This is a genomic window from Aeromicrobium sp. (assembly GCF_014378035.1).
Taxonomy (GTDB): Bacteria; Actinomycetota; Actinomycetes; order Propionibacteriales; family Nocardioidaceae; genus Aeromicrobium.
Window position 1 is genome coordinate 1 of sequence record NZ_JACMOM010000134.1, and the last position, 12,199, is coordinate 12,199.

Below are 12,199 nucleotides of genomic sequence, written 5' to 3' on the forward strand. Positions count from 1 at the left end.
CCGCCGATATCAGCGCCGCCAGCATCGACTCGAGGATGAACGGCAGCTGGATGTGCCAGCTTGAGGCACCGACCAGTCGCATGATGCCGATCTCCCCCCGTCGCGCGTACGCCGTCATGCGAATCGTTGTGGACACCTGCAGCACGGCGGCGACCAAGAGCATCGCCGCGACCGCGAAGGCGCCGATCTGCAGCTTGTCGAGGGCACTGAACAGGGGCCCCAGCAACTTCTTGAGCGACGTGACGCTGCCGACCCCATCCATGCCGGACACCTGGCTGACGACCCCGTCGAACTTCTGTGGGTCCTTGAGGGTCACGAAGTACGACTCGGGGAAGGCGTCAGGGCTCAGCGTCTCGAGCACCTTCTTGTTGTCGGACTGGCCGTAGACGGCCCGGGCGCGCTCGTAGTTGTCGGCCGGCGTCCGGACGTCGAACGACTTGACCTGGGTGTTGTCGCGCAGGGCCTCCTGGACGGCGGTGCGCTGGTCGTCCGTCGCTACCCCGCTGATGCAGTTGGTGCTTGGCGAGTTCTTCGTGCAGAGGTTGACCTGCAGCTGGAGCTTGTCACCGAAGTACCTCTCGGTGCGGTTCGACTGCGACAGGATGAGCAGCCCCAGCGCAGCCAGCAGCAGCGAGACCGTCATGGTGACGACCAGCGAGATCGTCATGGACTTGTTGCGCGACAGGCTCGCGCCGAGCTCGCTCAGGGTGCTTCGCATGGTGCCTCAGTTCTGGTAGCCGTAGATGCCACGGGCCTCGTCACGGACGATGAGTCCGTTGTCGAGCTCGATGACCCTCTTGCGCATCTGGTCGACGATGGTCGAGTCGTGGGTGGCCATCACCACGGTGGTGTCGGTGCGGTTGATGCGGTCAAGCAGCTTCATGATGCCGACGCTCGTCGCGGGGTCAAGGTTTCCGGTGGGCTCGTCGGCGATGAGGATCATCGGGCGGTTGACGAACGCGCGTGCGATGGCGACGCGCTGCTGCTCGCCGCCGGACAGCTCGTCGGGCATGCGATGGCCCTTGCCGCCGAGATCAACCATCTCGAGGGTCTCGGGCACGACCTTGTTGATCTCGGCGCGGGACTTGCCGATGACCTGAAGGGCGAAGGCGACGTTCTCCGTCACGGTCTTGTTGGGCAGCAGACGAAAGTCCTGGAACACGGTGCCAACCTGGCGACGCAGCTTGGGGACCTTCCAGCTCGAGAGCTTGTTGATCTCCTTGCCGGCGACGTAGACGCGTCCGGCGGTGGGTCGCGCCTCTCGCAGGATCAGTCGCAGGAAGGTCGACTTGCCCGAGCCTGAGGCCCCGACGAGGAAGACGAACTCCCCCTTCTCGATCTCAAGGTCGACGGCGTCGAGCGCCGCGCGCTTCTGGCCCGGATAGGTCTTGGTGACCTTGTCGAATCGAATCACCCGGCCGAGTCTAGGCAGGGGGACCTACGGGCGGGCGGAAGGCACGCCAAATCCGGCCGCGGGCGTGGAGCTTTCAGGCAGTGCGTTGCGCCACGTAGCTGTCGACCGCGCGCGGCGCGAGGACCGCGTCGATCACCATGGCGCCGGCACCCAGGATGCCGCCCTTGCCGCCGGCCGATGTGCTGACGATGCGCAGGTCGTTCGTCGCCAACGGCAGCGATCGCTGGTAGACGACTTCGCGGACGCCGGCAAGCAGGTACTCCCCCGCCTCGGACAGCTTCCCGCCGATCACGATGACCGAGGGATTGAGGAGGTTGACGCATGTCGCCAGGACCGTGCCGAGGTCGCGACCGGCCTCACGCACGGCCTGCAGTGCAGCGATCTCACCTGCCGCCACGGCGTCGACGATGTCCTGCGAGCTGTTGACGTCGAGACCCTGGGCCCGCAGCTTGGCGGCGATCGCGGGGCCGGCGGCCACGGCCTCGAGACATCCGGTGTTGCCGCAGCGACACACCACGTCAGCGGGCGCTCCGGCCACCTGGACGTGGCCGAGGTCGCCAGCCGAGCCGAGAGCGCCGCGCATGAGCCGTCCGTCGGCGACGATGCCGGCACCGATGCCGGTGGCGACCTTGACGAGCATCAGGTGCGGCGCTGATCGCCACGTCGTGACGTACTCCCCGAGCGCCATCAGGTTGACGTCGTTGTCGACCAGGATCGGACCGGCGAACTGTTTGCCGAGGTGGGCAGGAATGTCGAAGTCGTGCCAGCCGGGCATGATCGGCGGGTTGGCCAGCCGGCCCGTGGCGTGCTCGACGGGGCCGGGGACACCGATGCCCACACCGGCCACGTCGCCGGGCCCGCGGTCGGTCTCGGCCAGCAGCTCGACGGCGATCGCCGCGACGCGAGCGAGCACCTTCTCGGGTCCGTCGGCGATGTCGCTGGTGATGGTTCGTTCGCGCAGCACACTGCCCGACAGGTCACTCACCGCGATGCTGGCGTGCGAGGCACCGAGGTCGATGGCGATGACGACCCTCGCCTCGCGACTGAGCGCGAACCTGGTCGGTGGACGTCCGCCGGTCGACGCCGCCTCTCCCACCGGCTCGAGGAGCCCCGACGCGAGCAGCGCATCGACGCGGGCTGTCACGGTCGACCGAGCGAGTGACGAGAGCTGGGCAAGCTCGGCACGCGTGCGGGGCTTGCCGTCGCGGAGCAGCTGGAACAGCTCACCGGTGCCGGTCAGCGTCGGTGGCAGGGCCGTGGGCACGGGCATGGCCATGAGTTAACCACGCTCTCTTCAATCGGCAAGCTGGGACAAGAGTGTCGGTGAACAACATACTTCTGCTTGACGAACGACAAAACGTGTGACTAGCATCACGCCATGGCCCCTGCCCTGCTGGAGATGCGCGGAATCGTGAAGGAGTTCCCCGGCGTCCGCGCCCTCGACGGTGTCGATCTCGTGATCCGCCCAGGTGAAGTGCACTGTCTCCTGGGTCAGAACGGCGCCGGCAAGTCGACGCTGATCAAGATCTTGTCGGGCGCACACGGCGTCGATGAGGGCACGATCTTGTGGGAGGGCCAGCCCGTGACCTTCGCCGACCCGCAGGCGGCCATCGCCACCGGCATCGCCACGATCTACCAGGAGCTTGACCTCATCGACGGCCTGAGCGTCGCCGACAACATCTTCCTCGGGCACGAGAAGTCCCGGGGCGGCATCACCCGGGACGCCGACATGAACCGCGCCGCGCGCGAGCTGCTGAACACCCTCGGGCATCCCGAGATCCGTCCCACGCGCGAGGTCGGCAGCCTCTCCGCGGCCGGGAAGCAGATCGTGTCGATGGCCCGCGCACTGTCACACCGGGCCCGCGTCATCGTGATGGACGAGCCGTCTGCGGTGCTCGACCCCGATGAGGTCGACGGCCTCTTCCGCGTCGTCGACGACCTGCGCGCCTCGGGTACCGCCATCATCTACATCTCGCACCGCCTCGAGGAGATCCGCCGCATCGGCGACCGGCTCACGGTCCTCAAGGACGGCCGCACCGTCGCGGGCGACCTGCCGGCGCGCGACACTCCGACGTCCGAGCTCATCACGCTGATGACCGGCCGCTCGGTCTCCTCCATCTTCCCTCGGCGACAGGTCGCACTGCCCGACGTCGCGCCGCTGCTGCGGGTCGAGCAGCTCGGCCGCGCCGGTGAGTTCGACCAGGTCTCCTTCGACGTCCGCCCCGGTGAGATCGTCGGTATCGCCGGGCTCGTCGGCGCCGGACGCAGCGAGATCATCGAGACGGTCTTCGGCGCGCGTCGAGCCGACAGCGGGTCGGTGACCGTCGACGGACACCAGCTCCGCAACGGCTCGGTCGACGCGGCGGTCAGCGCCGGCCTCGGGCTCTGCCCCGAGGAGCGCAAGTCGCAGGGGCTCATCCTCGACGACGCCGTGTACCGCAACATCTCGCTCGCCAGCCTCGACCGCTTCGCCCACCTCGGCATCACCACCGAGGGCGCCGAACGCCGCGCGGCTCACGATGCTGCCCGCTCCGTCGACGTCCGCCCCGACGACCCCCACCGCATTGTCCGCACTCTCTCCGGCGGCAACCAGCAGAAGGTCGTCCTCGCACGCTGGCTGCTCCGGTCGTGCAAGGTGCTGTTGCTCGACGAGCCCACCCGCGGGGTGGACGTAGGCGCCCGCGCCGAGATCTACGCCCTGATCCGCGGGCTCGCCGACTCCGGCGTCGCCCTCGTCATCGTCTCCAGCGACATCGATGAGGTGCTCGGCCTGTCCGACCGCGTCATGGTCGTCGCTGACGGGCGCATCGTCCACGCCGGACCGAGCCACGCAATCGACGCCGCCGGCGTCCTCGACCGCATCCTCGCGACGCACGACGACAAGTCCACCCCGGTGCCAACCACCCACACGAAGGGAGATGCCGCGTGAGCGTCGTCGCTCAACAGCCCCAACAGGACACCGAGAAGCGGGGTGACCGCGGCGGATCGCTCGGGGTGGCCCGCAACCTCGGGCTGGTGATCGCCCTCATCGTGCTCTGCGTGGTCGGTGTCATCACCGCCGGCGACCGTTTCGCCAGCACCGACAACATGCTGACGATCCTGCGGCTCGCGGCCGTGATCGGTGTCGTCTCGATCGGCATGACGTTCGTCATCACCGGTGGCGGCATCGACCTCTCGGTCGGGGCAATCGTCGCGCTGTCCTCGATCTGGGCCACCACCACCGGGACGCAGGCGATGGCCGACAGCGTGGGCTGGATCGCCATGGTCGTCAGCGCCCTCATCGTCGGCACGGCGTGTGGGCTCGTCAACGGGGTGCTCATCGCCTACGGCAAGATCGTGCCGTTCATCGCGACGTTGGCGATGCTCGCCTCTGCGCGTGGCCTCGCCGAGATCATCGCCGACCGCAAGACCCAGATCATCCGCAACCAAGGTTTCCTCGACTTCTTCGGCGCCGAGCCGCTCGGCATCCCCGTCATCGTGATCATCTTCGCGCTCGTGACCGCCGCGGGCTGGTTCCTGCTCAACCGCACGACCTTCGGGCGGCGCACGTTCGCGGTCGGCGGCAACCCCGTGGCGGCCCGGCTCGCGGGCATCAAGGTGCAGCGCCACACCGTCTACCTGTACGCACTGCTCGGCCTCACGTGCGGCATCGCCGCCGTGATGTTGATGTCGCGCACCACCACGGGGTCGTCGACCCACGGCACGCTTTATGAGCTCGACGCCATCGCGGCCGTCGTGATCGGCGGGACGTTGCTCAGCGGCGGCCGCGGCACCGTTGTCGGCACCCTGTTCGGGGTCCTCATCTTCACGACCCTGACGAATGTCTTCACGCTCAACAACCTCTCGACGTCGGCCCAGGCCGTCGCCAAGGGCGTCATCATCGTGATCGCTGTCCTGCTGCAACAGCGCATCGCCCAACGCAAGACCTGACCCCACCACCCCCGCCCAACCCCCACCACCAGGAGCTCACATGTCCACCATCCACTCACGTCGCCGTCGGGCGTTCGCCATGGCCGGAGCGTTCGCGGCCGCCACGCTCGTGCTCGGGGCGTGCACCAACAGCTCCAGTGACGGCAACACGAGCTCATCCGTCGCCAAGAGCAACACCGACAACGACAAATCAGGCAAGAAGGTCGTCATCGGCTTCTCCGCCCCCGCTGCCGACCACGGCTGGATGGGTGCGATCACCAAGGCCGCCGTCGCCCAGGCCAAGGAGTACGACGACGTCGAGCTCAAGGTCGCCGAGGGCACCAACGACGTCAACCTGCAGATCTCGCAGGTCGAGACCTTCATCAACGACAAGGTCGACGCCATCGTGCTCCTGCCCTTCGACGGCGCGGCCATGACCGCCGTTGCCCGCAAGGCCATGGACGCCGGCATCACCGTCATCAACGTCGATCGGGAGTTCGACTCCCCGTTCGCGGCGCGCACCACGGTGCTCGGCGACAACTACGGCATGGGCGTCTCCGCCGGGACGTTCGTCTGCGACGACGCCAAGGGTGGCAAGGACAAGATCGTCACCGAGATCGCCGGCATCGACTCCCTGCCACTGACTCAGGAACGCTCGAAGGGCTTCTCCGACGCACTCAAGAAGTGCGGCCTGAAGGTCAACAACCGCGTGGCGGCCGAGTTCACCGTCGAGTCCGGCGAAAAGGCCGCCTCGAACCTGCTGCAGGCAGCGCCCAAGATCGACTACCTCTGGAACCACGATGACGACCAGGGTGTCGGCGTGCTCGCTGCCATCAAGAACGCCGACCGCAAGGAGTTCACCATGATCGGTGGCGCCGGATCGGCCAACGTGATGCGCGACATCCAAGCGGACAACACCGTGCTCAAGGCGACCGTCATCTACCCGTCGACGCAGGCCGCCGACGGAGTCAAGCTGGCCCGACTCCTGGTCCAGGGCAAGGCCATGTCCGACCTCTCTGAGATCGAGGTGCCGCGCCAGCTCAAGCTGTCGGCACCCGTGGTGACCAAGGACAACGTCGCGACGTACCTCAAGTCCGCGTTCGAGTCCTGACCGGCCGGGGCCCGCGGCCGTGGTTGGCACCGCCGCGGGCCCCCTCTCCACCATCGCCTTTGCACGACTCCCGAACCACGACTCCCGAACCATGAGACCCCGACACGAGAGCAGGACATGAGCGACACACGGAACGAGCTCGGCGTCGGGATGATCGGCTACGCCTTCATGGGCGCCGCCCACTCCCAGGCCTGGCGAACCGCCCCCGCCTTCTTCGACCTCCCGCTCCACCCGCGCATGCGCGCCGTCTGCGGTCGCAACGAGGACGCTGCCGGAGACGTCGCGCGGCGCTTCGGGTGGGAGTCGGTCGAGACCGACTGGCGCGCACTGCTGACTCGTGACGACATCGACGTCATCGACATCTGCTCCCCCGGCAACACCCACGCCGAGATCGCCATCGCGGCACTCGAGGCCGGCAAGCACGTGCTGTGCGAGAAGCCCCTCGCCAACACCGTCGCCGAGGCCGAGGCCATGTCGGCAGCGGCAGCAGAGGCCTCGACCCACGGGGTTCGGGCGATGGTTGGCTTCACCTACCGGCGCACCCCCGCCGTTGCCCTTGCCCGACAGCTCGTGGCCTCGGGACGCCTTGGCACCATCCGGCACGTGCGCGGGCAGTACCTGCAGGACTGGCTCTGTGACGAGAACGTCCCCATGAGCTGGCGCCTCGACAAGACCGTGGCCGGCTCGGGCGCACTCGGTGACATCGGCGCGCACATCATCGACATGGCCCAGTTCGTGACCGGCACCCCCATCACGAGCGTCAGCGGCCTCCTCGAGACCTTCGTGCCGACCCGTCCGGTCGGGGGCGAACCGACGGCGCTCGGCGGCACCGCGGGGGCAGACGCCGAGCGCGGCCCGGTGACCGTCGACGATGCGGCCGCCTTCACCGCCCGCTTCGCCGGCGGCGCCATCGGGGTCTTCGAGGCCACCCGCTTCGCGACGGGTCGCAAAAACGCTCTGCGCCTCGAGATCAACGGGTCACGTGGATCGCTCGCGTTCGACTTCGAGGACATGAACGTCTTGGAGTTCTACGACGCCACCGAAGATCCGTCGACCGCCGGCTTCCGGCGGATCATCGTCACGGAAGCCACGCATCCCTACATCGCCGCATGGTGGCCACCCGGCCACGGGCTCGGCTACGAGCACGGCTTCACCCACCAGGTCGTCGACCTCGTCAACGACATTGCCAAGGGCGCCGACCCGACGCCCTCCTTCGCTGACGGACTCGCGGTCCAGCGCGTGCTCGCCGCCATCGAGGCGAGCGCCTCCGCCGGCAGCGTCATGACCTGGGAGGTGCCCGGCTGACAGCTGACGACAGCACGACGCAGAACAGCACGACGTTGCGAGGAACACCTCGCCGAAAGGAGCACCGCATGACCCGACCGATCACCCTGTTCACCGGCCAGTGGGCCGACCTGCCGTTCGAGGAGGTCGCCGAGCTCGCGGCCGGGTGGGGCTACGACGGCCTCGAGATCGCCTGCTGGGGCGACCACCTCGACCCGTGGGCCGCGGTCGAAGACCCTGACTACATCAAGACCCGCCTCGACATTCTCGCGAAGCACGACCTGAAGGTCTACGCGATCTCCAACCACCTCAAGGGCCAGGCAGTCTGCGACGACCCAATCGACGAGCGCCACCACGGCATCCTGTCGGCCCGGGTGTGGGGAGACGGCGAGCCCGAGGGCGTGCGTCAACGTGCCGCCGAGGAGATGAAGCACACCGCACGCGCGGCCCGCATGCTCGGCGTCGACACCGTCGTCGGCTTCACGGGCTCGTCGATCTGGAAGTACGTCGCGATGTTCCCGCCCGCGTCCGAGCAGATGATCGCGGCCGGCTACCAGGACTTCGCCGACCGGTGGAACCCCATCCTCGACGTCTTCGACGAGGAGGGCGTGAGGTTCGCTCACGAGGTGCACCCCAGCGAGATCGCGTACGACTACTGGACCACGCACGCTGCGCTCGAGGCGATCGGCCACCGTGAGGCGTTCGGCCTCAACTGGGACCCGTCGCACTTCATCTGGCAGGACCTCGACCCCCTCGGTTTCCTGTGGGACTTCCGCGATCGCATCTACCACGTCGACTGCAAGGATGCGAAGAAGCAGGTGGGCAACGGTCGCAACGGCCGGCTCGGCTCACACCTCCCGTGGGCCGACCCACGCCGGGGATGGGACTTCGTCTCCACGGGGCGCGGCGACGTGCCGTGGGAAGCGTGCTTCCGCATGCTCAACACGATCGGTTACGACGGACCCATCTCGATCGAGTGGGAGGACGCCGGCATGGACCGCCTGCTCGGTGCTCCCGAGGCTCTCGCCTACGTCAAGGCCAATCTCTTCGACGCCCCGACGGCGGCCTTCGACGCCGCCTTCTCGGCGAAGGACTGAGCTACCGGTTGGCGGCTCAAGCAGCGTGGCTACGACGCCAGCGGATGCCGGCCTCGATGAAATCGTCGATCTCGCCGTCGAGAACCGCCTGCGTGTTACCGGTCTCGTGCTCCGTGCGGAGATCCTTGACCATCTGGTACGGGTTGAGCACGTAGTTGCGCATCTGGTCGCCCCACGACGCCTGGACGTCGCCGCGCAGCTCGTCGATCTCGGCCCGCTCCTCCGCCTTCTTCAGCGCCAACAGCTTGGCCTTGAGGATCACCATCGCGCTGGCCTTGTTCTGCAGCTGGCTCTTCTCGTTCTGGCAGCTCACGACGGTGCCGGTCGGGATGTGCGTCAGGCGGACGGCCGAGTCTGTGGTGTTGACGCTCTGCCCGCCGGGCCCCGAGGAACGATAGACATCGACACGGATCTCCTCCTCGGGAATGTCGATCTCGTCGGTCTGCTCGAGCACCGGGACGACCTCGATGGCGGCGAACGACGTCTGGCGGCGGCCCTGGTTGTCGAACGGCGAGATGCGGACGAGCCGGTGTGTGCCCGACTCGACCGACAGCGTGCCGTAGGCGTATGGGGCCTTGATCGCGAAGGTTGTCGACTTGATACCGGCCTCCTCGGCGTACGACGTGTCGTAGACCTCGACGGTGTAGCCGTGGCGCTCGGCCCACCGGATGTACATGCGTTGCAGCATCAGGGCGAAGTCGGCGGCATCGACGCCACCGGCGCCGGAGCGGATCGAGACGAGGGCATCGCGCTCGTCGTACTCGCCGGAGAGCAGGGTGCGGATCTCGAGCGAGTCGATGGCCTTCTGGATGCGCACGAGCTCGCGTCCGACCTCGGCTGTGGCCTCGTCGTCGCCCTCCTCGAGGGCCATCTCGTGCATGATGTCGATGTCGTCGAGGCGCTCGCGCAGACCCGAGACGCGCTCGACCTCAGACTGCAACGCCGACAGTCGCCCGGTGACGCGCTGCGCATTGACCTGGTCGTCCCACAGGTCGGGTGCAGCGACCTCCTCCTGCAGGACCGCGATCTCGGCCCGGATGGAGTCGAGGTCGAGCACCTTCTCGATGGAGGTCAGGGTCGAGTCGAGTGCCTTGGTCTGTTCTGAAAAGTCCGGTGTCGCCACCCGTCGAGGCTACAGGGAATGCTCAGACGCTCTTGCGGCGGAACTCCCGGGCCTCGGTCGGGCCGTTGGCGCCGTGCGACTTGTCGCTGCCGTCGTGCTCGGCGCCCTCCTCGGTGGCGTGGGAGCGGTGCTTCTTCTTCTCCAACGCCTCGCGGAACTTGGCCTTCATGTCAGCCTTGCTGTCGTTCCCCTCTGAGTCAGCCATGCCGCCACTCTATGCCCCCCACACACCGTCCCCCGCTCAGTTCCCGGCGAGGTCCGTCCGTGTGATGTCATCGAAGCATGGCCGACTGTCTGTTCTGCAACATCATCGCCGGCACGGTCGATGGCCACTGCGTGCTCGAGACCGACGACGTGGTCGGGTTCCTCGACGTCAGGCCCGTGTTCAAGGGGCACACCCTGCTCGTGCCGCGTGAGCACGTCGTGACGCTGTCTGACCTGCCGGAGCCGCTGATCGTTCCGCTGTTCTCCGCCGCCCAGCGGGTGGCCACCGCCCTCACCTCCGGTCTCGGCGCGCAGGGGACGTTCGTCGCGATGAACAACGTCGTGTCGCAGAGCGTGCCGCACCTGCATGTCCACGTCGTGCCGCGAACCAAGGGCGACGGCCTGCGGGGTTTCTTCTGGCCGCGCACGACATACGCCGACGGCGAGGCGTCCGACTACGCCGCCCGGATCCGCACTGCGCTCTGAGCACGCGCAGGCGGAACCGCTGGCAGACCCAGCTGCTGTCGTCCGCCTGCCGAGTGACAACCGTGGCGGACACGATTCTCAGTCGCTGAGCAGCAGCTGCGAGGTCGCCTCGGAGACGATCGTGGTGCGCGATGCCCAGCCCGGTGGTGTCAGGGCCAGCGACACCGACCACTCGAGGCGGACGTGCACCCGGTCGCCGTCGATGGTGACGCTCGTGGCCTGCGCCCCCGAGTCCGAGACGTACATCGACACCAGACGTCGGGCCTCCCGGTCGTCGAGGACCACGCGGCCTGTGCGGTAGAAGTCGGACCGGCTCAGTCCGTCGGCCGCCGCAAGGGCAGCGCCGTCGGCGACGTTGTTGAGCTGTTGTCGCTGCAGGAACGCGGCCGAGGAGTTGATCACCACGACGGTGAGGAGACCGACAAGCAGCAGGAAGCCGATCGTCATGACGGTGATCTGCCCGTCGTCGCGTCTCATCGCCGGCTCCGGTAGCTGCCGTAGGGCTCGACGTGTGTGCTGTCGACCGTGATGCCGGCGAGCTGTGAGCCGAGGGCGCTGGGGGTGAGCGGAAGTGCCTGGGTGATTCGGATCAGCACACGCACCGACGACCCGGGCTCGAGGCACGCGGTGGCTGAGGGCAGGCAGGTGATCTGCACGCTCGCCGCGGGCAGACCCTGGTCGTCGAGCGCGACCCGCGCAGCCGACCGGGCGCGTTGCTCACCCGACGCCACATCAGGCGCCTGCAGGAATGCGCGGGCGGCCGACCGGCTCGCGGCCGACACGCCGTAGGCAGCGCGTTGCGCATCGAACACCGCGACCACGATGTAGACGAAGGGCACCAGCAGCAACACCGTGAGCCAGACGAACTCGATCGTGGCAGAGCCGTCGGACCCCCGCTCCTGATCGCTTTTCACGGCGCCACGTCACGAACGGCATGCCCACGCACCGTCAGATTGACACTCGGGCCGAGCAGCCCCAGCGCAGGCACCCGAGCACGCACCTCGACCACGGCACCGGGCATGCCGCCGACCGTGCTCCACGAAGCCGTGACGTCGTCGGCATATCGTGCGGCGACCGCTCGGCGGATCATCGCCCGGGCACGACTCACCCCGTCTGCGGGGGTGGCGCCGACAGGCGCGGACGCCCGCGCGCCCTCTGACGCGGCGGCGGCGAGGGTGTTGCGGACGTGAAGCACGAGCGCGACCTGCGCTATGCCGAGCACAATCGGGACGAGAAGGACCATGATCAGCACGAAGTCGACCACCGCGGCACCGGTCTCACGTCCCGCCGGACGACAGGTGAGACGCACGGCTCAGCCGCCGACCGCCGAGAGCGCCTGGGTGAGCATCTGCCGCAGCTGGGGGCCGGCAACCGCGGACAGGACCGCCACCAGTCCGGCGCTCATGACGGTGATCATGACCCAGCCGGGCACGTCACCCCGCTCGTCGTGACGCCTTGCGAATCGATTCATGATGATCCTTTCCCTACATTCCTGAAGTCAGGTGGAGCCCGACGTAGCCGGGGAAGAAGGCGAAGACGATCGTGATCGGAAGGATGAGGAAAACCACCGG

General features: G+C 67.9%; 15 protein-coding genes. 6 read left to right on the plus strand and 9 right to left on the minus strand.

Translation table 11 applies throughout. From position 1 onward, the window contains the following. The 3 genes from ftsX to H7290_RS06740 all read right to left on the minus strand — a co-directional run. A partial coding sequence (gene ftsX, locus H7290_RS06730) for a permease-like cell division protein FtsX (protein WP_290513251.1) occupies positions 1 to 718 on the minus strand: 718 nt, incomplete at its 3' end. A 6-nt stretch (positions 719 to 724) separates the two neighbouring features. Continuing rightward, complete coding sequence (gene ftsE / locus H7290_RS06735; protein ID WP_290513252.1) at positions 725 to 1,414, minus strand: cell division ATP-binding protein FtsE; 690 nt, start codon at positions 1,412 to 1,414, stop codon at positions 725 to 727. A 73-nt stretch (positions 1,415 to 1,487) separates the two neighbouring features. Then, entirely contained in the window at positions 1,488 to 2,690 is a 1,203-nt protein-coding gene (locus H7290_RS06740) for an ROK family transcriptional regulator (protein WP_290513253.1), read from the minus strand. A gap of 102 nt (positions 2,691 to 2,792) precedes the next feature. Between H7290_RS06740 and H7290_RS06745 the strand changes: the two genes are divergently transcribed. The 5 genes from H7290_RS06745 (at position 2,793) to H7290_RS06765 (ending at position 8,815) form a co-directional block, all read left to right on the plus strand. Continuing rightward, a complete protein-coding gene (locus tag H7290_RS06745) occupies positions 2,793 to 4,343 on the plus strand; it encodes a sugar ABC transporter ATP-binding protein (protein WP_290513254.1) in 1,551 nt (516 codons plus the stop codon). Then, positions 4,340 to 5,344 (plus strand): ABC transporter permease, encoded by a 1,005-nt coding sequence (locus H7290_RS06750; RefSeq protein ID WP_290513255.1) that lies wholly within the window; start codon positions 4,340 to 4,342, stop codon positions 5,342 to 5,344. Before H7290_RS06745 ends, H7290_RS06750 begins: the two co-directional genes overlap by 4 nt. Positions 5,345 to 5,384: 40 nt before the next feature. Beyond that, on the plus strand, positions 5,385 to 6,434 hold the full coding sequence (locus H7290_RS06755; RefSeq protein ID WP_290513256.1) for a substrate-binding domain-containing protein: 1,050 nt from the start codon (positions 5,385 to 5,387) through the stop codon (positions 6,432 to 6,434). Between the two features lie 117 nt (positions 6,435 to 6,551). Next, positions 6,552 to 7,739 (plus strand): Gfo/Idh/MocA family oxidoreductase, encoded by a 1,188-nt coding sequence (locus tag H7290_RS06760; RefSeq protein WP_290513257.1) that lies wholly within the window; start codon positions 6,552 to 6,554, stop codon positions 7,737 to 7,739. A gap of 68 nt (positions 7,740 to 7,807) precedes the next feature. After that, positions 7,808 to 8,815 carry a sugar phosphate isomerase/epimerase gene (locus tag H7290_RS06765; protein WP_290513258.1) on the plus strand — a complete coding sequence of 336 codons (1,008 nt, stop codon included), beginning with the start codon at positions 7,808 to 7,810 and terminating at the stop codon, positions 8,813 to 8,815. Between the two features lie 16 nt (positions 8,816 to 8,831). Here H7290_RS06765 and prfB read toward each other — a convergent pair whose 3' ends face one another. Both prfB and H7290_RS06775 read right to left on the minus strand, forming a co-directional pair. Then, positions 8,832 to 9,938 carry a peptide chain release factor 2 gene (gene prfB, locus H7290_RS06770; RefSeq protein WP_290513259.1) on the minus strand — a complete coding sequence of 369 codons (1,107 nt, stop codon included), beginning with the start codon at positions 9,936 to 9,938 and terminating at the stop codon, positions 8,832 to 8,834. A 22-nt stretch (positions 9,939 to 9,960) separates the two neighbouring features. Beyond that, positions 9,961 to 10,143, minus strand: a complete 183-nt coding sequence (locus H7290_RS06775; protein WP_290513260.1) for a DUF5302 domain-containing protein — start codon at positions 10,141 to 10,143, stop codon at positions 9,961 to 9,963. A gap of 77 nt (positions 10,144 to 10,220) precedes the next feature. On the opposite strand from H7290_RS06775, the gene H7290_RS06780 reads away from it, so the two are divergent. After that, positions 10,221 to 10,628, plus strand: coding sequence for an HIT family protein (locus tag H7290_RS06780; protein WP_290513261.1), 408 nt, complete (start codon positions 10,221 to 10,223; stop codon positions 10,626 to 10,628). Positions 10,629 to 10,706: 78 nt separating this feature from the next. On the opposite strand, the gene H7290_RS06785 is transcribed toward H7290_RS06780, so the two are convergent. Genes H7290_RS06785 through H7290_RS06800 form a run of 4 tightly spaced genes read right to left on the minus strand, consistent with a single transcriptional unit; the run spans position 10,707 to position 12,099 of the window. After that, positions 10,707 to 11,105 (minus strand): pilus assembly protein TadG-related protein, encoded by a 399-nt coding sequence (locus H7290_RS06785; RefSeq protein ID WP_290513262.1) that lies wholly within the window; start codon positions 11,103 to 11,105, stop codon positions 10,707 to 10,709. Further along, positions 11,102 to 11,542, minus strand: coding sequence for a hypothetical protein (locus H7290_RS06790; RefSeq protein WP_290513263.1), 441 nt, complete (start codon positions 11,540 to 11,542; stop codon positions 11,102 to 11,104). The genes H7290_RS06785 and H7290_RS06790 overlap by 4 nt, the downstream gene beginning before the upstream one ends. Then, positions 11,539 to 11,892 (minus strand): TadE/TadG family type IV pilus assembly protein, encoded by a 354-nt coding sequence (locus H7290_RS06795; RefSeq protein ID WP_290513264.1) that lies wholly within the window; start codon positions 11,890 to 11,892, stop codon positions 11,539 to 11,541. Before H7290_RS06795 ends, H7290_RS06790 begins: the two co-directional genes overlap by 4 nt. 48 nt (positions 11,893 to 11,940) lie before the next feature. Continuing rightward, entirely contained in the window at positions 11,941 to 12,099 is a 159-nt protein-coding gene (locus tag H7290_RS06800; RefSeq protein ID WP_290513265.1) for a hypothetical protein, read from the minus strand. Positions 12,100 to 12,199 lie beyond the last annotated feature (100 nt).